17 protein-coding genes are annotated in these 21,337 nt (G+C 62.1%); 2 read left to right on the forward strand and 15 right to left on the reverse strand.

Annotated elements, in window-relative coordinates:
- Positions 1 to 647: 647 nt before the first annotated feature.
- From Q7C20_RS16115 to Q7C20_RS16150, 8 genes are all read right to left on the reverse strand, one after another.
- Positions 648 to 2,144, reverse strand: a complete 1,497-nt coding sequence (locus Q7C20_RS16115) for a YdgA family protein (protein WP_375068662.1) — start codon at positions 2,142 to 2,144, stop codon at positions 648 to 650.
- 158 nt (positions 2,145 to 2,302) lie between these two features.
- Positions 2,303 to 2,935 carry an NADH:ubiquinone oxidoreductase subunit N gene (locus Q7C20_RS16120; RefSeq protein ID WP_348062332.1) on the reverse strand — a complete coding sequence of 211 codons (633 nt, stop codon included), beginning with the start codon at positions 2,933 to 2,935 and terminating at the stop codon, positions 2,303 to 2,305.
- An 80-nt stretch (positions 2,936 to 3,015) separates the two neighbouring features.
- The gene (locus tag Q7C20_RS16125; RefSeq protein WP_375068664.1) at positions 3,016 to 4,458 is read right to left on the reverse strand and encodes an efflux transporter outer membrane subunit; all 1,443 of its coding nucleotides are present in this window, start codon (positions 4,456 to 4,458) and stop codon (positions 3,016 to 3,018) included.
- Positions 4,455 to 5,345 carry an efflux RND transporter periplasmic adaptor subunit gene (locus Q7C20_RS16130; RefSeq protein ID WP_375068666.1) on the reverse strand — a complete coding sequence of 297 codons (891 nt, stop codon included), beginning with the start codon at positions 5,343 to 5,345 and terminating at the stop codon, positions 4,455 to 4,457. Before Q7C20_RS16130 ends, Q7C20_RS16125 begins: the two co-directional genes overlap by 4 nt.
- A complete protein-coding gene (locus Q7C20_RS16135; protein WP_016969155.1) occupies positions 5,342 to 5,551 on the reverse strand; it encodes a DUF1656 domain-containing protein in 210 nt (69 codons plus the stop codon). The genes Q7C20_RS16130 and Q7C20_RS16135 overlap by 4 nt, the downstream gene beginning before the upstream one ends.
- Positions 5,548 to 7,626, reverse strand: a complete 2,079-nt coding sequence (locus Q7C20_RS16140; protein ID WP_375068669.1) for an FUSC family protein — start codon at positions 7,624 to 7,626, stop codon at positions 5,548 to 5,550. The genes Q7C20_RS16135 and Q7C20_RS16140 overlap by 4 nt, the downstream gene beginning before the upstream one ends.
- Positions 7,623 to 8,042, reverse strand: a complete 420-nt coding sequence (locus Q7C20_RS16145) for a MarR family transcriptional regulator (RefSeq protein WP_348061960.1) — start codon at positions 8,040 to 8,042, stop codon at positions 7,623 to 7,625. Before Q7C20_RS16145 ends, Q7C20_RS16140 begins: the two co-directional genes overlap by 4 nt.
- A gap of 436 nt (positions 8,043 to 8,478) precedes the next feature.
- Positions 8,479 to 10,089 (reverse strand): glycosyltransferase family 39 protein, encoded by a 1,611-nt coding sequence (locus Q7C20_RS16150; protein ID WP_375068671.1) that lies wholly within the window; start codon positions 10,087 to 10,089, stop codon positions 8,479 to 8,481.
- Between the two features lie 194 nt (positions 10,090 to 10,283).
- Here Q7C20_RS16150 and Q7C20_RS16155 point away from each other — a divergent pair, with 194 nt between their 5' ends.
- Both Q7C20_RS16155 and Q7C20_RS16160 read left to right on the forward strand, forming a co-directional pair.
- A complete protein-coding gene (locus Q7C20_RS16155) occupies positions 10,284 to 12,449 on the forward strand; it encodes an outer membrane assembly lipoprotein YfiO (protein ID WP_375068673.1) in 2,166 nt (721 codons plus the stop codon).
- Positions 12,446 to 13,150 carry a DUF3142 domain-containing protein gene (locus tag Q7C20_RS16160; protein WP_375068675.1) on the forward strand — a complete coding sequence of 235 codons (705 nt, stop codon included), beginning with the start codon at positions 12,446 to 12,448 and terminating at the stop codon, positions 13,148 to 13,150. Before Q7C20_RS16155 ends, Q7C20_RS16160 begins: the two co-directional genes overlap by 4 nt.
- Before the next feature lie 174 nt (positions 13,151 to 13,324).
- Here the strand turns inward: Q7C20_RS16160 and Q7C20_RS16165 are convergent, their stop codons facing one another.
- From Q7C20_RS16165 to Q7C20_RS16195, 7 genes are all read right to left on the reverse strand, one after another.
- Positions 13,325 to 14,764, reverse strand: coding sequence for an efflux transporter outer membrane subunit (locus tag Q7C20_RS16165; protein ID WP_375068677.1), 1,440 nt, complete (start codon positions 14,762 to 14,764; stop codon positions 13,325 to 13,327).
- Complete coding sequence (locus tag Q7C20_RS16170) at positions 14,761 to 15,819, reverse strand: HlyD family secretion protein (RefSeq protein ID WP_375068679.1); 1,059 nt, start codon at positions 15,817 to 15,819, stop codon at positions 14,761 to 14,763. The genes Q7C20_RS16165 and Q7C20_RS16170 overlap by 4 nt, the downstream gene beginning before the upstream one ends.
- Positions 15,820 to 15,834: 15 nt before the next feature.
- Positions 15,835 to 17,370: an MFS transporter gene (locus Q7C20_RS16175; protein WP_375068681.1), complete on the reverse strand. Its 1,536-nt coding sequence runs from the start codon at positions 17,368 to 17,370 to the stop codon at positions 15,835 to 15,837.
- A gap of 235 nt (positions 17,371 to 17,605) precedes the next feature.
- Entirely contained in the window at positions 17,606 to 18,526 is a 921-nt protein-coding gene (locus tag Q7C20_RS16180) for a LysR family transcriptional regulator (RefSeq protein ID WP_375068682.1), read from the reverse strand.
- A 65-nt stretch (positions 18,527 to 18,591) separates the two neighbouring features.
- Positions 18,592 to 19,440: an ABC transporter permease gene (locus Q7C20_RS16185; protein WP_375068684.1), complete on the reverse strand. Its 849-nt coding sequence runs from the start codon at positions 19,438 to 19,440 to the stop codon at positions 18,592 to 18,594.
- 9 nt (positions 19,441 to 19,449) lie between these two features.
- Entirely contained in the window at positions 19,450 to 20,301 is an 852-nt protein-coding gene (locus Q7C20_RS16190; RefSeq protein ID WP_375068686.1) for an ABC transporter ATP-binding protein, read from the reverse strand.
- Between the two features lie 22 nt (positions 20,302 to 20,323).
- Positions 20,324 to 21,217 (reverse strand): TauD/TfdA dioxygenase family protein, encoded by an 894-nt coding sequence (locus Q7C20_RS16195; protein WP_375068688.1) that lies wholly within the window; start codon positions 21,215 to 21,217, stop codon positions 20,324 to 20,326.
- Between the last annotated feature and the right edge of the window lie 120 nt (positions 21,218 to 21,337).

Here is a 21,337-nt window from a genome sequence, read left to right on the forward strand (position 1 = left end):
GAATTGGTGGGTGGGTGTGCTTGATGTATCGCGGTGCCTGCATCGCAGGCAAGCCAGCTCCCACAGAGAAGCTCAACAGTGTGTGGAGGTATTGAAGTTGTACTCGGTCAAAACTGTGGGAGCGGGCTTGCTCGCGAAGGCGGTGTGTCAGCCAGTGAATCTATCAACTGACCCACCGTATTCGCGAGCAAGCCCGCTCCCACAATTGGATCTCCATTTTGTCTGGGAGACCGCAATCTGCTCTTAAAAGAAAAGCGCTTTTGATTCAACCACTCAGGTCGGCTACTAGGCCGCCGTGCTTTAGGTCTTGATCTTGATCTAAGGCGCCCCGTTAACCACGATGGCCGAACGCAGGCTTGAATCCGTGGGTAACCCGGCAGGACGCCGGGTTAGCCGCGCTGGGCCAAGGATGGCCCATCGCGGCGGCCCACGGATTCAAGCCGGAGTGAGGGCATGCCGAGCCACAGCGAGGCACCGAGTGGTGGGGCAAGAGCCCTTTTGGTTACTTTTGGGGCTCTTTTCCAAAAGTGACCCGCTGTAAGAGCGGAACCGATTTCAGCCGTTACCCAAACAACGGATATGTACCAAGACAAACCGCCATCGCGTTCAAGCCCGCTCCCACAGAGTTATGCAGTGCGCCTGGCTACTTACTGAGCGCCGCTGACCGCACCCGCTTTAGCCATCACAAACCCAATAAACTGCTCAACGGTCATCTTCTGCCCATTGAAGGTCACTTCATTGTTGGCGTAATGCAGCTTGGACACCACATCAGTACCCACCAGGGTCGCCAGTTGAGTCCCCACCGCCATGCCGCTGACCATCTCAGCCGCCATCTGCGATTGCTGCTCGATGGCTTTAGGATCAGTCACACCACCCGCCTGCGCTTGCAGGCCGGCCACGTCGCCAATCATCGGCTTGGACAGGGTCAGGTTGGCATCCAGCAATGAAACCATTTGCTTGCCCAGTTCAACCGGTGGCAGCTGCATGGATGCTGGCTTGGTCAGGTCCACAATCAGGTTGAACTTGCTCTCGCCGTGGGTGGTTTTCAGCGACAGGTTTTCCACCGCCACTTGCGGCTTGGCAGCCAGCACTTGGTTGACGTTGGCTTCGACCAGGGCCTGTTCGGCTTCGGTCAGTTGCAACTCAGGCACCGGTTGACCGGCAGCGGCGGCGGCTTGCACCGGCTGCATTTTGTCCTGGTACAGCTTGGTCAGCAGCAGCATCGCCGGGATGTCGACGTTCTTCATGCTCAGGGCCATGGCGGCCGAGCCGACGGGCTTACCCTGGAAACCAATCTCGTCGATCTTGTAGTCGACGCGGCCGGCCAGGTTGTTGTCTTTGGTTTCGCTGGTGTCTTTCTGCTCAAAGCCCTTGAAGGTCAGCACGGTTTTCTGCGGGCCGTAGGTGACCTTGGAATCGGTCAGCTCCACGGTGTTTTGCCCGGTGTAGAAACCAAAGCCGGATTTTTCCAGGTTGCTGGCCACGGTCAGGCCGGACAGTTCGGCGTCGAACGGTGCACCGTTGGCATCGATGACCGAGACTTTGAGGCTGTTCATGAAGCCTTCAGCCTTGACCTTCTTGCCTTCGGCGGTGCTGTCGAAGTCCATGTTGGCGCCGCTGAAGCTCACCGAGGACTTGTCGTCCTTGAGCTCCAAAGGCAGCAGTTCGACGTTGCCGTTGACCGAACGGTTGTAGCCGATGTTGGCCACGCCTTTGAGTGGCGACACGTCTTTGCTGGCAGCGAACCATTTTTCGGTGGTGGCGTTTTTTTCCAGCGCATAGTGACTGGTGGCCATGACCGGCAACCACTTCAGCGACACCAGGCGCGAAAACGGCAGCGGGCCGTGTTCGATGTGGTCGACGAACAGCAACTCCGGGTTCGGGTTGTCTTCACCGAACACGCTGCCCTGCCCTTTCAGACGGTAGTGAGCGGTGCTGCTGAACAGGCCACGGTCCAGGGACACCAACTCCAGGCTCGCGGTGCCATCGACGCCGGCCATGGAGGTCTGCAGTTCTTTGTTGGCGTTCTGGATCGCGGTTTGCAGCACCGGCTCCAGCTGCTTACCGGTGTACCAGGCGCCGCCTGCACTGATGGCGCCGACGGCGACAACGAAACCCAAAAAAACAACTGCTGGCTTATTCATGAAGTGACCTGATCAAATCCTGTGAGAAGTGGGCTGTCTTCCTTGAACCCCGAGGGGGTTGGCTCAAGCCCGCCGAAAACGGGGGAAGATTAGCACTCGCGGCCGCGTACGGCGCAGTTTTTCAGAGGGTCTGGCCCGCGGTTGGTTCACCCCGCAGCTCAGGAATACTCGGTTTCGATCTCATCAAGCTGGTGATCAAAACTCTTCAGGCGTGCCGTCCAGGTGTACACCAACACCTCAAACTCGCGGTGTATCACCGCATTGCCTGGGGTATCGACCTTGGGGTCACAGAAGTCCAGTTGGTAGCGTTCGCGGGCCATTTGGTTGGCCACGTCAGACAATTCCCGCGCGTTATTCAGCCAATGCCTGCCGTCGGCTACCTGTTTGTCGAGCAGCACACATTGTTTTTTCAGGGCTTCGAGGCTTTTTTCAAGCGGCGTGCCGGTGAGTTCGCCCATCACTTCCTGAAATGTTCGCCCAGGTTGCCAATAGCTGCCCCAGAAGTAGCGGTCGAACACGGTCTCAACACGGCGCAGCGCAACCTTGGTGTCCCAGATCACCACGCGGGTCTTGCCTTGTTCGAGCAAGCGCCGCTTCACCTGTTGATTTTGATAGGACGCCCAGGCGACCACGCCAATGGACAGGGTGCCGATTACCAGGCAGGCGCTGTCGAGGAACACCATGGCGGTGTCGATTTGGTGAGCGAGCATGACGCCGTAAAAATAGGCAGCCGATAACAGCACCAGTGCGAAGAACACGCACCAGAAAGCGGGAGCATAAGGGTTTTTCATTATTCGAATCCCCATGAGCAAACGCGAGCAGTGTCAGGCGAGCCATTACGCGGTTCGCCTGACAAAGCATAGCGTTTCGCTCAGGGTTTGCCGGGCTGTGACGCTTGCGTTCGTCCGCTTTCCCAGCCGCCGCCCAAGGCGAGGAACAGATTGATCTGGCTCATGGCGACCTGGGTGTTCGCCGCCGCCAGTTGCGCGCGCACATCGGTGTAGGTGCGGGTGGCTTGCAGGTCGGCCAGGAACGACGCACGGCCAGCCAGGAAAAATCGGTGCGTTTGCTCCGACGCTTTCTTGGCCGACTCACCGGCATCGGCAAGCGCCTCCCGGCGTTGCAGTTGCGCGGTGTACTGCGCGAGGCCGGTCTGGGTTTCGCGGATGGCGTTAAGCACCACGCCGTCGAAGTGCGCGAGAGCGCCCTGGGTGGCGGCTTCGGCTTCATGGATGCGCGCACGGGCGCCGTTGGTCGGCACGGTCCAACTGATCAGCGGGCCAAAACCCCAGCGGTTGGTCGGCCCCGTGCCCAGGTCATCCAGCAAACCCACGGTGCCAACCGTGGCGCCGATGCTGATGTCCGGGTACAAGGCGCCGGTGGCAACACCGATCCGCGCGGTCGCGGCGGCCAGTTGGCGTTCAGCCTGGCGCACGTCGGGGCGACGCTTGAGCAGCGTCGCGCCGTCGCCTACCGGCAGCAACTGGGTGATGTGTGGCAGCTCGGCGCAACTGGCGGTGCCCGCTGGCAATTGGTCCAGCGGCTTGGCCAGCAGCATCGACAAGCGGAACAACCCTGACTGGCGTGCCGCTTCGTAGCGCGGCATGTCGGCGCGCAAGGATTTGTATTGGGTTTGCGAGCGGGTCACCTGGGTTTCATCGCCGCGCCCGGCGTCACGCAAGCGCTGGGTCAGTTTGGTGCTCTGGGCTTGCAGGCTGAGCGACTCGTTGGCAATCGCCAGCTCTTCGTTGGCCGCGCACACTTGGGTGTAAGAACGCACGACATCCGCGACCAGCGTGATGCGCGCAATATCGGCCGCCGCCTGGGCAGCGTCCGCACTGGCCTGGGCGCTTTCAATGCCGCGCTGCAAGGTGCCGAACAGATCGAATTGATACGAGGTGGTGATACCGACACTGCCGATGTTGTCCACCGGGACTTTTTCCGTCAGCAAATACGCCTCGCCCGACTCCTGCAGGCGCTGGGCTTCGGCCTTGGCGCCGAGGCTCCAGCCGCCTGCGGATTCAGCCTGCTCGGTCTGGTAACGCGCGCGCTGCAAGTTGGCGGCGGCCACGCGCAGGTCGGTGTTGGAGACCATGGCCTGGCGCACCAGCTCATCCAGGCGCGGGTCTTTGTAGAGCTTCCACCAGTCCGCCGGCACCGGCGCCGAAACCACGTTGTTGCCCTCGCCCGCGAGCTGGCCTTGCAGGTCGCTACGGTTCACGGCGGACTTTTCCGGCAACGTGTAATCCGGGCCCACCACTTGGCAGGCCGACAGCAACAACCCCAGCGCAGCGGTCGCCAGCAGCTGCTTCATTGGGTGTCTCCGTCTTTGACCTTATCGCCGATGATCGACACCGTCGCCGTACGCCCGGCGATCATGCGGAAGTCCGCCGGTACATCATCAAAGGCAATCCGCACCGGAATCCGCTGGGCCAGGCGCACCCAGCTGAACGCCGGGTTGACGTTGGGCAACAGGTTGGAGCCGCTGCTGCGGTCGCGGTCTTCGATACCGGCGACGATGCTCTGCACATGGCCACGCAGGCGCGCATTGTCGCCGATCACGCGGATATCCACGGCCATGCCCACGTGGATGCCGTCGAGCTTGGTCTCTTCGAAGTAGCCGTCGATGTGGTAGGAATTGCTGTCCACCACCGACAACACCGGCCGGCCGGCGGTGACGAATTCCTGAGCACGCGGCGCGCGGTCGTTGACGTAGCCGTCGACCGGGCTGCGGATCACCGAGCGGTCGAGGTTGAGCTGCGCAGCGTCCACCGTCACTTGCGCTTCGGCGAGGGCCGATTGAGCGCGGGCCACGCGGGACTGGCTTTCCTCCAACTGCTCACTCGGCACCAGGTTACCCAGGCCACGGTTACGCTTGTACTCGCGGCTGGCTTGCGCCAGGGTTTCCTGACGGTCGGCCGCGGCGGCCTGGGCTTGGCGCAGGGCCAGCTTGAAGCGGTCCTGGTCAACCGCAAACAGCACTTGGCCCTTGGCTACCAATTGGTTGTCGCGCACGTCGACTCGCTGGATCAACCCGGACACGTCCGGGGCGATCTGCACGATGTCGGCACGGATGTGCCCGTCACGGGTCCAGGGCGCAAACATGTAGTACATGACCATGCGCCACACAACGACGACCGCAAACGTCACGATCAACAACGTGAGGACGACACGGCCGATGGTCAAAAATGGTTTTTTCATGTCATCAGGTATCGACTGAGTGAGTCCACCGCGCCCAGCAACAGCGCGTAGAGCCCCACATTGAACAATGCCCGGTGCCAGACCAGGCGATAGAAGTGAATGCGCGTCAACAGCCCGTGCACCACCAGAAACAACACATACGTAATGCCCATCAGCACCAGCAACGTGGGCAGGAACACCCCGCTGATATCCAGATCACCGATCATAAAGGCGCTCCATCAGGCAGCGGCGCTTCCATCTCGGTGCCGCCAATAAATTCCACGCCGGGCAGCAACGACAGGCGCAAACCGGCCAGCGCGTGCAGCAGATGCAGGCGGGTGTCATCTTCGTTCTGCAGGCCCTGCCCGTTGAGGGCGCGGCGCGTGCGGTCCAGAGCCATCAGCAGACCGCTCGGCGCGGGCAAGCGTTCACCCGCTTTCAGGCAGGCCTTGAAGTAACCGCCGACGCCTTCCACCACTTGGTTGAGCAACACGCGCGCAACGCCGTGGATGCGTGGCGAATAAGCCAGCAGGTCAAGCAGGTTCAGCGCCACGCGCAAATCGCGCAGGGCGCTGCCGGTGTCTTGGTTGATCAACCCCAGGCGCGGCAAATGCTGCATCAAGCGGTCGAGCATTTGCGCGGCCATGTGCCGGTGCTCGGCCAGGGTTGCGGGCTCGGTGAGGCTGACAATGTCGCGCCAGCTGAAACGGGTCAGGCGCTTGGCCGCCAATTCAGCGCCGAAGGGCCGCGCGATCAGCGTCCACACAAAGGCGAACAGCAAGCCCACAGGCCCGGCCAGGTTGACGTTGGCGAAGTTGAGGAAGTCGGCGTCGTAGGCGCCCTGGATGCTGATAAACGACGAGGTGTTCACCAGCGTCAGCAGCATGCCGAGGTAAAAACGCGGCTGCACGGTGAGCGTGCCAATGCAGATAAACGGCACGGCGAACGCCAGCACCAGCATCGGAAAATCGTGCAGGTTGGGCAGCACCAAAAACAAATACAGGCTGGCGAACAGCACCGACATGGCGGTCCAGAAAAAGAACCGGAAAATCTGCGGCGCCGGGTCGTCCATCGTGGCGAAAAAGCTGCACGCCACCGCCGCCAGAATCACCGCGCTGCCGCCGTCGGTCCAGCCCAGCAGAATCCACAGCACCGAGGCGACGATGATCGCAGTGACGGTGGAAAACGCCGAATAGAACATCAGGCCACGGTCGAGGAACGGCGTCAGCCGGCCCAGGCGCCAGTGGCGGTACACGGCGCGCCAGGTGTCCTGGCTTGCGCACTGGATGGCGGCTTGCAGGCTGCGGCAGTCCTGCCACAAATCGATCCACTCGCCGAGGCGATACAGCGCGTTGGAGAACAGCAGTGTGTGGCGGTCGTCCAGCGCTTCGCCCTGGGGTTGCAGGGCATCGACTTGATCGCGCAGGACGCGCCAGCTTTGCAGCGGCGCGCTGTCTTTGGTGTTTTCCAGCCACTGCGCGGCGGCCTCCAACACCGGCTCTATTCGTTCAAGAAACTCAGGCGCGCGGTGTTCGATGGCGTACAGCGCATCGTCGAGCGCATCCACCACCGGCAGCAGGTGAATCATGCGCCCGCGCAGCTCCTTGGTATTACGCACCGTCTGCGGCCGCGCGCCTTCGTGGGGCAACTGGCCGATCATCAATTCGAGGGTGTTGAAGGTGGCAACCATGCCGCCGCGCAAGGTGCTGATTTCTCCAGTGTCCACGTTGCGGGTCAGAAAACGCTGACTGTAGACCTGTGCGTCGGCAAACCACTTGGCCACCGAGCCGTCGAACACCGGCATCAGCCGACGCGGCCAGAACATTGCGCCGACCACAGCGGCTACCGCGATGCCGAGGAAGATTTCTTCGGTGCGCGCCTCTGCCACATCCCACACGGCCAGCGGGTTATCCACAACCGGCAGCGCAATCAGCGGCAAGGTGTAGCCCGCCAGCATCAGTGCGTAGTTATTCGCCGTGCGCAGGTGCATCGAGAGGAACAGCAAGATGCCCGTCCACAACGCAATCACCACCACCAGCACATAAGGCGCCTGCACAAACATCGGCACAAAAATCACCGCCGCCGCCGCGCCCATAAAGGTGCCGACGGCGCGGTACAGCGCTTTGGAACTGGTGGGGCCGACAAACGGGCTGGAGACGATATACACCGTCGCCATCGCCCAATACGGACGCGGCATTTGCATGAGCATGGCGATGTACAAGGCGATCATCGACGCTGCGAAGGTGCGCACGCCGTAGAACCAGTCTTTCGCAGGGGGCATGCCGGTGAAAAAGCCGTTCAAGAGGGCATCACCCCGGCCGCTTCAAAGGCACGCAATACGCGCAGCGCAGCTTCAAGGTCGCTACGGGCGATGTCGGCGAGCACTTCCTGGCGCAGACGCACCAGTTGCGATTCCACCGCCTGCACCAGCTCACGGCCGCGCTCGGTAAGGCTCAAGGCCTTGGCGCGGCGATCGTGGACGTCTTCGGTGCGGCACACGTAACCGCCCGCGCACAGTTGATCGAGCAGGCGCACCAGCGACGGGCTTTCCATCCCCGACGCCTGAGCCACTTTTACCTGATGCACACCATCGCCCAAGCGGCCGATCATCAACAACGGCACGGCGCAGGCTTCGGAAATACCGTAGCTCACCAGCGTGGTCTGGCAGATTTTGCGCCAGTTACGCGCACCCACCACCATGCTGCTGCTGAGATTCATCTGGAGTTGTTCGAGGTTTTGAGACACTGAATAGTTCGCATACAGTTAGTTTGCTAACTATCAATATGGTGGATGGATCCAATGTCGTCAAGTTTTGATACAAATTTTTGATGGGTGGTGGCGGGTGTGAGTGAGTGAAGCGGGTTTGAACGCGGACGTGGATTTTTCAGCCTTGCACAATCGGTGTGGGAGCTGGCTTGCCTGCGATGGCGGCGTGTCAGTCGACATCTATTTCGACTGACACCCCGCCATCGCAGGCAAGCCAGCTCCCACATTGGAACACCACTGGCATTAAGAATTGTTGTGCGCTTTGGCATCACTCATTAAGGCCCCTACCGCCCAATCCGCATCCTCGTACAACCCGTCACGCAAAAACGCCTTTTAGCTGTCGTTCCAGAAAAACGCGTCCGCCAGATGCCGCTCCGGTTGACTGGGTCTAGCGACAACCTTCAGGTCGCGGCTGCGGCCCGTTGCACAGCACGAACAGTCGCGCCCTGGCGCCACCGCCATCCTGGCGACTGAGTTCGCGCCAGCCTTCGGGCAGTGGTGCAAAATCATCCGGCGCTTCGTTGCTGCTGATCAGCCACACGCGGTGGGTATCCGCCGGCAGCGCTGACAGGCGGTCGAGATAGATGCGCCCGCCATCCTGGTCCACCAGTGTGCCGAAGCCGTAGGCGTTCGGACGCGTTGGCGTGCCGTCGGGTTTGGGCGGTGTGTAGAGCTGCAATTGGGCGTCGGTCTGGTCGTAATACACGTAGCTGAGGTACCACATCATGTCGCTCAGGACGATACGGTCGTCTTCCTGGTAGTTGCGATTGACGAACTCCACAGGCACGTTGAACTGGTCCTGTTCATCGACGGCAAAGTTGTTCTTGAGCCCCACCAACTCCACACCCACAAACACTACGAACAACGCGACGCCGAGCCATGACAGGCGTGCCGGCAGGCGATCTATGGCCAACGCCAACAGGATCGGCAAACCCAGGGCGTACACCGTCAGGTAACGCTCAATAAACACCGGGGAAATGAACGATACCGCGTACACCAGCAACAGCGGCAGCAGGAAAAACAGCGCCAGCAGGCTCGCCGAGCGGTAGCGTTCGCGGTCCTGCCAGGCGGTGATGCCGACTACCGCAATCAGCAGCAGCGGGAATAACCAGAACAGCGGCTGCCAGAAGCCAATGCCTTCATCTTGCAGCACGAATTGCCAGATCATCGACGGCACGGAATACAGGCTGACCGGGTCTTCCCAGCCAATGTCACCGCCCACCTTGAGCTGGTCGACATGCCGGACCAGGTCCAGCAAGTTGGGTAGCCAGGGCAGGTAGACCAACACAATCGCCAGGTTCGCGGCCCACCACGCCGGGCGCGTTACCGAACGTTGGCCGGGCGCCTGGGCTGAACTCAACACGATCAGATAGGCCCAGTGCACCAGCACACACAGAGCAGTGAAGTAATGGGTATAGAAACCGGCACTCATCAGCACGACATACGCTGCCAGGTAGCGCGTGCGTTCAGGCCTTCGCACCCAATACACCAGCGCCAGCGTGGCGCCGAGCAGCCACACGCCAAGCAGCGAATACATGCGCACTTCCTGGCTGTAGCGCACCGCCGTGGGCAACAGCGCCAGCAGGATCCCGGCCAACACGGCAGCACGCCGGGTGGACATTTGCCGCGTCAGCCAGATGCCCAGGCCCACGACGATCGCGCCGGGAATGGCACTCATGCTGCGAATCGACCAGATGCTGTCGCCGAACAGCTCGATCCAGCCACGCAGCATAAAAAAGTACAACGGAGGGTGCACATCGTGGGCCGCGTGAAACCACAAATCATCCGCCGCGTATTCGCTGAGCAGCAGGCTTGAGCCTTCGTCACCCCAGATCGCTGCGGCCGTCAGGTTGTAAAAACGCAGGGCAAAGGCCAGTGCCAGGATTGGCACCCACCACAAACGGCTCATCCAGCCGGCTGCATCCCAGCTATTGGCGACGCGATCAAATGCGGGCAATCCCGCCACCTTTTCATCTTGCTCTACCACAGACCGTCGCACCTCGATTCCCCTACCATTACCTTTTTGGCCGGCAAACAAGGCCCTATGCATGAATGACCGCCACTCTAGGACAAAAACCCTTAAATCGCTGCTGGAATCGGACAAATCAACGATTTGTGTGGTCCTTCTCCGAAGCATTTGTGAGATCACGCTATTATTGCCTCCCTCGAAGGCTTAAGGATCAAGGAAACGTCATGCGCATTGGCTTTTTGTCACCCCTGACACTGGCGCTGCTGGCCGGAATCTCCCTGCAGGCCCAGGCCAGTTCAGACGACTCGTGCTACCCCGACTGGCGGGTGTCGCGGGACACGCTGGACCCGTGCAGCAACCTGCCGTTTCTGAGCCCCGGCAACGACAGCCGGGTCAACCTGCGCCTGCTGCTGGCCGACAAAAAGAACGCGCCGCTGACCCCCAATGCCCTGAGCGAAGATGACGTGTCCCAGGGTTTCGGCCCGGTGCCGTTTGCGGTGTACCGCCTCGTCCCGCGCAACGAAGCTACAGCCGTCAGCACCTCGGACGATCCCAAGGGGCTCACGCTGGATGCGCTGATCGAACCGCTGGGCATCAAGCGCGATGATAAGAAAGCCGCTGGCGATGCCTTCCTCACTGGCGAAGGCAGCCGCTGCCGCAGCAACGACGATGCCAGCGCCAACGCGTACATCGGCCAGGTGATTAACGCCAACCTGCCAACGGCCGAGCGCGACCTGTTGGTGAAGGCGCGCCTTCAATTGCTCACGGGCTGTGAGTGGGTCGGCCCGGTCGTGGAGCCGCCTGACGCCATCCAGTCGCCCGAAGGCCAACTGTTTCGCACTTACCTGCAAGCCGCCGCCGATTTCTATAGCGGGCGTTTTGCCGATGCCGGCAAGGGTTTCGTCGCCACGCAAAACGCGACGTCGCCGTGGCTGAAAGAGGCGGCGCTGTACATGACCGCGCGCAACGCGCTGAACCTGGCCCAAGACAATGTCTACGACAACGAAGGCGTGCCGCAGCCTGAGCGTGTGGATAAGTCTGCGCTGGCCGATGCCGGTCGCGGCTTCGACACTTACCTGAAGACTTATCCACAGGGCGAATACGGGGCCTCCGCGCGCGGCCTGTTGCGGCGCGTGTACTGGTTGCAAAACGACAATGGAAAACTCGCCGAGGCGTACGCCTGGCAGTTGACCCAGGCGACCGACGCGCAGCGCAACGTGAGCGTGGATGACCTGGTGGAAGAAACCGACCTCAAGCTCCTGATGGTCAACAGCGAAACCGTCAAGACGCCGATGATCCAGTTTGTCAGCGACCTGATGGTGATGCGCGGCGGCGGCCAGCCTGCCCTCGCCCGCAGCGACCTGGAAAAGCAAAAAGCCGCGTTCGCAGGCGAGCCGGAACTCTACGATTACTTGCTCGCCGTGAGCGCGCTGTATACCGAGCACGAACCGGATGCAGCCTTGAAGCACTTGCCGCAAAACGTGCCGTCGAGCCTGAACTACTTTGCCTTCAGCCAACAAACCCTGCGCGCCCTCGCCCTGGAAGCCAAACAAGACTGGAAAGGCGCGCAAGACCTGTGGCTGCAATTGCTGCCCCTGGCCACATTGCCGCTCCAACGCGACCAACTGGAGTTGGCCCTGGCGATGAACTATGAGCGCAGCGGCAAGCTGGCACAGGTGTTCGCCGCCGACTCGCCGATAACTGCCAAGCAGGTGCGTTACATCCTGCTGCGCAACGTCGCCGGGCCCGACTTGCTGCGCCAGCAGATCGCCAAAGCCAGCGACCCCGTGGAACGCCAGACCGCGCAATTCGTGCTGCTCTACAAAGACCTGCTGCGCGGCCAGTTCGCCACCTTCGCCGACGACCTCAAGCAACTGCCGGCCGCGGTGCCTGAAGACAAGCTGGGCACCAGCCTGGGTTACGTCTACACCTCCGGCCAGAGCTTGAAACTGTTCCAGTGGAACGGTGACAAAGCCGAGTCTGGCTATGCCTGCCCGAGCATCGCGCAAACCGCCGCCACCTTGCAAAGCGACGCGAAAAACCCGCAAGCCCTGAACTGCTTTGGTGAGTTCATCCTGCGCAATGGCCTGGATGGCATGCCGCTTGAGCAAGCACGCGCAGCGGGCAGCCTTGGCAGCACCGCGTCGCAGTTTCCGGGCGAAACCTTCTCGCGGCTCGATGGCTACAAGCAGGTGATCGCTAACGCCAAGGCGCCGAAGAACGACAAGGCCTATGCACTGTTTCGCGCCATCAACTGCTACTCACCGTCCGGCTATAACGGCTGTGGCGGGGTTGACGTTGAACCGGCGGTGCGCAAAGCCTGGTTCCGCCAACTGAAAACCGGCTTCGCCGACACCCAGTGGGGTAAATCGCTGCAGTACTACTGGTGAAGCAGCTGTGGCTCGGCGTGCTGTTGCTGGCAAGCCCGGCCTTCGGCGCCGTCGACGCCCGCGACTATGACGCCTTCTGGCTGTGGAGCGGCGTCACACCGCAGCCGGTACTCAAGCAGGCAAAAACCCTGTACATCCTCCAGGGCCAGATCAACTCCACCCGCCGCGCGCCCGAGCGCGGCGTGCAACTGATCGCCCAAGGCATGAGCGTGCCGCGCTTCACACGCGGCGACATCTGGGTGGTCTACCGCGCCCACACCCTGCACTGGCCCGAACAGGTCTACACCCAACTGCTCGGCCAGGTGCAACGCTGGCGCGACGCGGGCAACCCGGTGGTCGGCATCCAGATCGACTTCGACGCCCGCACCCAGTACCTGCACGAATACGCCGGCTTCCTGCGCGACCTGCGCAAGCGCCTGCCCGCCGACCTGCGCCTGAGCATCACCGGCCTGATGGACTGGAGCAGCAACGCCGACCCGGCCGCCATCGCGCAGCTCAAAGGCGTGGTGGATGAAGTGGTGGTGCAGACGTATCAGGGCCGCCACAGCATCCCGGATTACGCGGCGTATCTGCCCCGAATGAACCGGCTGGGGCTGCCGTTCAAAGTGGGCTTGATTCAGGGCGGAGAGTGGGAAGCACCGGGGTATTTGAAGGGGAATGAGTGGTTTCGGGGGTATGTGGTGTTTTTGCAGAATCCGTAATCACGCAGTACCCCCTGTGGCGAGCGGGCTTGCCCCGCGTTGGGCTGCGAAGCGGCCCCAATGAATTCACCGCGCGTTTTCAGGCAGAACGCGGCGTCTGGTTTTGGGGCTGCTGCGCAGCCCAACGCGGGGCAAGCCCGCTCGCCACAGGAAATCATCCACAGGAGGTTGAGTTCAGCCTGCGGGAGTGGGGTAGACGGATTCCCAGCCCCCACCCAGCGCCTTGTACAACCCCACCATCGCCAACGACACGCCGGTGGAGCTTTCCACCCACTGCTCCTGCGTCGCCAGCAGCGCGCGTTGCACGGTGAGGACGTTGACGAAATCCACCACGCCTTCGACGTACTGATGCTGCGCAGTGGTCAGGGCGATCTGGTTCTGGCGCACGGCTTCGGCGAGGCTGTCGCGGCGCAGTTGGCTGGCGTTGTAGCGGGTCAGTTGGTCGTCGATTTCATGCCAGGCGCGCAGCACGGTTTGCTGGTACGCCAACGCGGCTTCCTGTTGTTGGGCTTCGCGCAGATTCAACATGCCCTGCAGGCGCCCGCCATTGAACAGCGGCAGGCTGAATTGCGGGCCGAAGGCGAACGCGCGGGAGCCCCAGGAGCCGAAATCCGACAGTTGCAGGGCTTGGGAGCCGAGGCTGCCCGACAAAGTAATGCGCGGGTAGAAATCGCCCTTGGCCACGCCGATGTTGGCGGTGGCTGCGTGCAGGCGTGCTTCAGCCTGGCGGATATCCGGGCGGCGCTCGGCGAGTTCGGACGGCAGGCCAATCGCGACCTGACGCTGGGTTTGCGGCACAGCGGCGTCCTTGGACAGTTGCGCGTGCAGCGCTTGCGGCGGCTCGCCCATCAACAGGCTCAGGGCGTTGATCAACTGGTCCTGACGTTGTTGCAACTCCGGCAGGCGCGCTTCGATGGCCGCCACTTGAGCGGCGGCTTCGGCCACGTCCAAATCCGTTGCCACGCCGTCGGCCAGGCGCAGTTGCGAGAGCTTGAGGCTATGGCGCGCGACGTCGAGGTTTTGCTCGGTGACGGCGCGGGTATTTTGCACGCCGCGCAGTTGGATGTAGTCCTGTGCCGTCTCGGCGAGCACCGACAGCAACACGGCTCGGCGGTCGTTTTCGGCGACTTGCAGGGTGGCGTCGGCGGCTTCGGTTTCGCGCTTGACGCGGCCCCAGAAGTCCAGCTCCCAGGCGGCGGAGAAACCCATGTCCCATTGGTTATAGGCGGACTGGCCATTGTTGTTGGACGGGTCGCTCAAGCCTTTGGCGCTGTTGCGCTGGCGCAGGTAATCGCCGGTGGCGTTGACGTTGGGGTAGCGCTCGGCGGTGGTTACCTGGCGCACGGCGCGGCTTTGTTGCAGGCGGCTGCTGGCGAGCTTCAGGTCGAGGTTGTCGGTGAGCGCGCGGCGCGTGAGGGCCGAGAGTTGTTCGTCGTGGAACACGTCCCACCATCGCTCCTGCAAGGGGTCAGTGACGGCGCGGCTGGCGGCTTGACGGCCTTGGGGCTCGGCCCACTGGGTAACGTGCGGGCTTTGGGGTTTCTGGAAATCCGGGCCGACGGTGCAGGCACTGAGGCTGACAAGGCTCACGCTGAGCCAGAAGAGGCGTCTCATTGCTGGGCTACCTCACGTTGTTGCGCGACCGGCTGGGTATCGACGCTGGCTTCCACCGACATGCCAACGCGCAGGCGTTCGGTCAGCGGCTGGTTCGGCTCCAGCACAATCTTCACCGGAATGCGCTGCACCACCTTGGTGAAGTTGCCGGTGGCGTTGTCGGGTTTGACCGACGCGAAGGTCACGCCAGTGGCCGGTGCCAGGCTTTCCAGGTGACCGTTAAGCAACTCGCCATCGAGGCTGTCGACGCGCACCTGCACAGCTTGGCCGGCGTGCATGTGCGAGAGCTGTGTTTCCTGAAAATTGGCCACCACAAAGGCCTCGGCCAGTGGCACCACCGCAAGGATCTTGCTGCCCGGCGTTACGTAGGCGCCCACGCGAACGGCGCGCTCGCCAACCATGCCGTCCACCGGCGCAACAATGCGCGTGTACGACAGCTGATAGCTGGCCATTTCCAGCGCGGCCTGGGCACGTTTGAGCCCACCTTCAGCGGCATCGCGCTGCGCGGTGAGGATCTCCACCTGCTTGCGCTCGGCGGCCAGCACTGCGGTGGCATTCGCCAGGCGCGCGGTCGCCTGGTCGATGCGGGTTTTGGCTTGCTGAGCGCTTTGCACGGTGCCCGCGCCAACGCCGGCGAGGTGGTTGTAGCGGTTCAGTTCATGTTCGGCAAACGCCACTTCGGCGCGGTCTGCCGCCACGGTGGCCTGGGCCTGGGCGATCACCGAGCTTTGGCGTTCCAGGGTCGCGGTGGCGTTTTTCAGTTGGGCTTGAGCGACTAACGTGTCGGCGTCGGCCGCCTGGGCGGCGGCGCGAAAATCGCGGTCGTCGATCAACGCCAGCAGTTGCCCGGCTTTAACGCGCTGGTTGTCTTCCACCAGCACTTCCTTGATAAAGCCGGCCACGCGCGGCGCCACCAGGGTGAAGTCGGCAGCAACGAATGCGTCGTTAGTGGTCTGACGTTTGCTGCCCAACAGGCCCGGCGCAACCAAGTACACCAGCACGCCGACGGCAAACACGGCGATGACGGAGACGGCGATTTTGTCTTTGCGTTTCATGAGAAATCCTTTTGGCTAGGTCGGTGCGCGCGGTGGAAAAATCCGCGTCGGCATCCAGAAAATCAGCAGAATCAACGCCACCGCGACGGCGGCCATGACGTAATAAAGGTCCGACGAGGTCAGCACCACGGCCTGCTCGTGCAGGCGGTGCGCCAGGCCCGGTGCGTCGCCGTCGGCGAGGGGCGAGTTGCCCAGGCTGTCCACCAGCATCGTCGAGTGAAAGTGCAGGCGCTGGGTGGTCAGTGTGTCGAGCACAGCGGTGGCGATTACGGCGGCGAGGCCTTTGATGGTGTTGAACCACGCCGACGCGAACGGCCCATCCATCGGCTGGATGCTGCCGGTGGACAACATCAACAGCGGCAACACGGACATGGGCTGACCGAAGATTTGCAGCAGGTACAGGCCGTAGAAATCGTCGCGAATCCATTCCGACGTCAGCTGCGAACTGCCCACGCAACACAGCACCAGCATGCTCAGGCCGATGCCCAGCACCCATCGGCAATCAACCCAGCGCAGGTTGCACAGCGCCGCCACCAGTGGCAGTGCGATCAATTGCGGCAGCGCCATCAGCAGCATCACCGGCGCGGTTTGCAGCGGTCGATAACCTTGAACCTGGGCGAGAAAACTCGACGGAATGAGGATCACCGAGGTCAGCACCATCAGCACGCCCGCCAGCACAATCAGGGCAAACGCCAGGTTGCGCAGGCCGAGCATCTGCAGCTTGAAAAACGGAATCGGCTGCGACCATTCATTGACCAGAAACAGCACCAGCAGCAGCGTGCCGCCACTGAGCAGGAAGGTGATCAAGCCGGACTCGAACCAGTCCAGGCGATTGCCCTGCAACAGGCCGATCACCAGCATGCAGATCGCCGGAAAGCCCAGCAGCAGGCCGCGCCAGTTGAATTGTTTGAAGCGCTCCAGCCGCACGGGGTCTTGCGGCAAGCCATACGCAACGGCGGCCATGGCCAGCAGGCACGGCGCGACAATCTGCCAAAACGCCCATTGCCAGCCGACGTATTCGGTCCACAGCGCCGCCAGCGGCGTGCCCAGGCTCGGGCCGAACGTGGCGGTGAGCGCGTAGCCAGCCAGGCCATACAGCTTGACGTTGGCTGGCAGGAAACGCAGCGCCACCGTCATCAGCATCGGCGGCAACGCGCCACCGGCCAGACCTTGCACGGTGCGCAGCACCAGCAGGCTTTCGTAGTTCGGCGCAAACGGGCACAGGATGCCCAGCACGGTGAACAAACCGATGGCGCACAGCGTGAAGCGGCGCAGCGAAAACGTCACCGAACACCAGGGCGCAAAGGCCATGGCCGCGACCGAAGTGGCGGTATAAGCGGCGACCAGCCAGGTGCCTTCGTCAAAGCCGATGTAGAGCGCACCGCGAATATCGGCGAGGGCGACTTTGGTGACCGTCTCGTTGAGACCGGACACCAGCACGGCCAGCAATACGCCGACCAGACCGATGATGATCCGCAGATCAAACACAGGCGGGCTCAGGGCAGTGGGTTTGGCTGCGGCCTGAAGGGCGGGGGCAGCGAGGGGAGTCATGAACAGGTAGCTCGGGTTTAGAAATACCCAAGCAGTTTAATCAGACATACCCATGACAAAAAGTTACTTGTCGGAAGCTTATAAGTGCGCCAGACGCAATCCTAAAATGCACCACAAAACCCTGTGGGAGCGGGCTTGCTCGCGAATGCGGTGGCTCAGTTGGAACATCTTTCACTGACACTCCGCTTTCGCGAGCAAGCCCGCTCCCACATTTTGACCGAGCCAGCATCAACAATCAGGTGGGCTGGGCTTCAAGCCAGGTGGCGTGGCAGCTTTCGCGCATGGTTTCGCGCAGCCATTTGTGGGCGGGGTCTTTGTCGAAACGCGGATGCCAGGACTGGGCCAATACCAGCGTCGGCAGCGAGATCGGTAGCTGGAAGGCGCGCAACGGCAGATTCAGGCGATTGGCGCTCAGCAGCGCTTCCTTGGGCACCGGCAGCAGCAGGTCCGAGTCGGGCAGCATAAACATAGCGCCGTGAAAACCCGGAGCGATCATTGCCACGCGACGCTCCAGGCCCAAGGCATTCAGCGCGGTGTCGATCGGCCCACGGGCGATGCCGCGTCGCGAGATGCTGATGTGGGAATAGCCGGCGAAACGCGCGGCGGTGATCTCTCCATCGAACAGCGGGTGATCTTTGCGCGCAAGGCCGACGAAGGTGGTGGAGAACAGGTTTTGCACTTTCACTTCGGGGCTGGGAGGCCGGGAATTGCTGACGCGCAAGTCCAAACGACCTTCGCGCAGCGCATCGTCGTCGGTGTCGGCCTCAGGCACAAAACACAGCTCGCACTGCGGGGCCATGCGCTCCATGGTGTCGAACAGCCGGCCACCGTACACGCCGATAAAGAAGTCATTGGCCCGCACACTGAAGCGACGGCGCAAGGTGCTCAGGTCCACTTGATCGGCGGAGCGAAACAGCAACGCTGCCTGCTCCACCACGTTGCGCACTTGGCCCTGCAACTCCAGGGCCTTGGGCGTCGGCACCAGGCCGCGACCGGCGCGCACCAGGATCGGATCGCCCACCGCCTCGCGAATGCGCGTGAGGGTGCGGCTCATGGCGGCGGGGCTCAAATTCATCCGCCGCGCGGCGCCGACCACACTGCCCTCGTCGAGCAAGGCGTCGAGGGCGACCAGCAGGTTCATGTCCGGTAGTTGCATGCCAAGCACTCGTGGTCTTTGGAGAGTGAATTGCGTGCGATCGTAGCAGGATTAAAACCGGCGGTTCAGCGCTGCATGCCCCAGCGCTTGACGGTAAGCCGTTCGAAAGTGTCGAACACCAGGTTTTCCACGAGCAGCCCGATGAGGATGACCACGGCCAGCCCGGCAAAGACTTTGTCGGTGTACAGCTCGTTGCGGTTCTGGAAGATGTACCAGCCCAGCCCGCCTTTGCCGCTGGTGGCGCCGAACACCAGTTCGGCGGCGATCAGCGTGCGCCAGGCGAATGCCCAGCCGATTTTCAGGCCGGCGAGAATCGACGGCAGCGCCGCGGGAATCAGGATGAACAGCACAAAACGCATGCCCTTGAGGCCATAGTTGCGGCCCGCCATGCGCAGGGTCTCGGACACGCCGAGGAACCCCGAATAGGTGTTCAGGGCCAAGGCCCATAACACCGAATGCACCAGCACAAAGATCAGGCTGTTCTGCCCCAGGCCAAACCACAGCAGCGCCAGCGGCAGCAGCGCAATGGCCGGCAACGGGTTGAACATTGAGGTCAGCGTGCTGAGCAGGTCGCGGCCAAGCTGTGTCGAGACCGCCAGCGTGGTCAGCGCAAACGCCAACACGATGCCGATCAGGTAGCCCTTGATCAACACCGCCAGCGAGATGCTGACCTTGCTGAGTAACTCGCCACTGAGCAAGCCGTCGAATAACGCCTGTGAAGTTTGCAAGAAGCTCGGCAGCAGCAGGTCGTTGTTCTGATACCGCGCGACGGCTTCCCACAGGACAGCGAGCACGATCAGGATCAGGCCCTTGCGCAGCCAGCCTTGTTGCCACAGGCGTTGGCGCAGCGGCAACTCGCGCTCCACCGGCACGCTGACCAGTGGCTCTAAGGTAATTTCGTATTCCTGGCGCATGGGTGGCCCTCAGTAAGCAATGCGGATATCGGCGAAACCCAGCTCTCGCTCGGCCTCGGGCGCTTCATCGAACAGCAGGCGGTGAATGCGCCGCGCCGACGCCTGGAATTCCACACCGCCGAGGCTGTGCAGGTCGTATTGATGGCTGTGGATTTCTGCGCGAACCCGCCCCGGGTGCGGCGACAGCAACAGGATGCGATTGCCAACTACCAGCGCCTCTTCGATGGAGTGGGTGACGAATAACAGGGTGAATCGCACCTCTTCCCAGAGCAGCAGCAACTCTTCCTGCATCTTGCGTCGGGTCAACGCGTCGAGGGCGGCGAAGGGTTCGTCCATCAGCAGGATTTTCGGCTGCATGGCCAACGCGCGAGCGATAGCGACGCGGGCTTTCATGCCGCCGGACAAGGTGTGCGGGTAGGCGTCGGCGAAGGCGCTCAGGCCCACTTTGTCGAGGAAGTGCAGCGCCCGTTCTTCGGCTTCGCGGCGCTTGAGGGTTTTCGATGCCAGAAGCGGGAACATCACGTTTTGTTTGACGGTTTTCCACGGCGGCAACTGGTCGAATTCCTGGAACACCACAATGCGGTCCGGGCCGGGCTGTTCGACTTTTTGCCCCAACAAGCGGATCTCGCCTTCGCAGGGTTTGATAAACCCGGCAATGGACTTGAGCAGCGTGGATTTGCCGCACCCCGAAGGACCGAGCAGCACGTAACGGTCGGCAGGGTCGATCTCGAAGCTGACTTGGTGGGTGGCCCGCACCACGCGCTCCGGGGTGCGGTATTCAAGGCTGACGTTATCCACTGCCAGCAACGGGCCGACGGTATTGAGGTTGCTGGCCGCGTGGCCTGGCAGGGGCGCGTTCATTTGATCTTCTCGTGCCGGGAAATCAGAAAGGCGCATCGCCCTGGATGGTGGTGCGAAACAGCTTGCGGCGCAGATGGGTCGGGCAACCGGCGGCCAGGTGGATCAGCGAGCGGTTGTCCCAGAACACCAGGTCGTGGGGCTGCCACTGGTGGCGATAGATGTTTTGCGGCAACACGCTGTGGGCGTAGAGCTGGGCCAGCAGGTCGCGGCTTTCGTCGTCGGGCAGGCCGACAATGCGGGTGGTGAAGCCTTCGCTGACGAACAGGGCTTTGCGGCCGTTTTCCGGGTGGGTGCGCACAATCGGGTGCACCACCTCGGCGACCTGGGCCAGTTGTTCAGGCGTGAGCGTGGGCCGCCAGTTGCCTTCGAATTTGGTCTCGCTGTAGCGCGCCGTGTAGGAATGCGCGGCGCTGCGGCCTTCGACGGCGTTGCGCAGGTGCTCGGGGAGTTGGTCCCAGGCTTTGTGCATGTCGGCGAACAGGGTGTCACCACCTTCAGAAGGCAGCTCCTGGGCATGCAGCATCGAGCCCAGGCTTGGCAGTTCTTTGTAAGACAGGTCGGAGTGCCAGAATTTGCCGGCGTCACCCAGGCCAATGGATTGGCCGTTTTCGATGATGTTGGAGACGATCAGGATTTCCGGGTGGTTGGCCAGCAGGAACTGTTTGAGCACGTGGATTTGCAGCACGCCGAATCGGCGGCTGAAGGCAATTTGTTGTTCGGGAGTGATGCGCTGGTCGCGGAATACCACGACGTGGTGGTCCAGGTGCGCGCGATGAATGCGCGCGAAGTCGTCGTCGCTGACTGGGCGGGACAAGTCCAGGCCGATGACTTCGGCGCCGACACTGCCGGTGAGTGGGCGAACCTCGAAGGTTTGGGGGGTTGCGGTCGCTGTTGGAACAGTAGAGGTGGCGGACATGAGGTCACTCCCGGTCGGACAGGGGAGTGACTTTATAGATATAAGAACGAGCGCTTAAATACCGTTAGTGAATATCGATATGCATTAGGGTTGGGATTCGAGGTGAGGCTGATGGCGCTA

This window comes from Pseudomonas sp. AMR01, assembly GCF_041946035.1.
GTDB lineage: Bacteria > Pseudomonadota > Gammaproteobacteria > Pseudomonadales > Pseudomonadaceae > Aquipseudomonas > Aquipseudomonas antarctica_B.

Coding starts and splice junctions, on each gene's coding strand:
- Q7C20_RS16115 (WP_375068662.1), bottom strand. CDS start 2,144: ATGAATAAGCCAGCAGTTGTTTTTTTGGGTTTCGTTGTCGCCGTCGGC.
- Q7C20_RS16120 (WP_348062332.1), bottom strand. CDS start 2,935: ATGAAAAACCCTTATGCTCCCGCTTTCTGGTGCGTGTTCTTCGCACTG.
- Q7C20_RS16125 (WP_375068664.1), bottom strand. CDS start 4,458: ATGAAGCAGCTGCTGGCGACCGCTGCGCTGGGGTTGTTGCTGTCGGCC.
- Q7C20_RS16130 (WP_375068666.1), bottom strand. CDS start 5,345: ATGAAAAAACCATTTTTGACCATCGGCCGTGTCGTCCTCACGTTGTTG.
- Q7C20_RS16135 (WP_016969155.1), bottom strand. CDS start 5,551: ATGATCGGTGATCTGGATATCAGCGGGGTGTTCCTGCCCACGTTGCTG.
- Q7C20_RS16145 (WP_348061960.1), bottom strand. CDS start 8,042: ATGAATCTCAGCAGCAGCATGGTGGTGGGTGCGCGTAACTGGCGCAAA.
- Q7C20_RS16155 (WP_375068673.1), top strand. CDS start 10,284: ATGCGCATTGGCTTTTTGTCACCCCTGACACTGGCGCTGCTGGCCGGA.
- Q7C20_RS16165 (WP_375068677.1), bottom strand. CDS start 14,764: ATGAGACGCCTCTTCTGGCTCAGCGTGAGCCTTGTCAGCCTCAGTGCC.
- Q7C20_RS16170 (WP_375068679.1), bottom strand. CDS start 15,819: ATGAAACGCAAAGACAAAATCGCCGTCTCCGTCATCGCCGTGTTTGCC.
- Q7C20_RS16175 (WP_375068681.1), bottom strand. CDS start 17,370: ATGACTCCCCTCGCTGCCCCCGCCCTTCAGGCCGCAGCCAAACCCACT.
- Q7C20_RS16180 (WP_375068682.1), bottom strand. CDS start 18,526: ATGCAACTACCGGACATGAACCTGCTGGTCGCCCTCGACGCCTTGCTC.
- Q7C20_RS16185 (WP_375068684.1), bottom strand. CDS start 19,440: ATGCGCCAGGAATACGAAATTACCTTAGAGCCACTGGTCAGCGTGCCG.
- Q7C20_RS16190 (WP_375068686.1), bottom strand. CDS start 20,301: ATGAACGCGCCCCTGCCAGGCCACGCGGCCAGCAACCTCAATACCGTC.
- Q7C20_RS16195 (WP_375068688.1), bottom strand. CDS start 21,217: ATGTCCGCCACCTCTACTGTTCCAACAGCGACCGCAACCCCCCAAACC.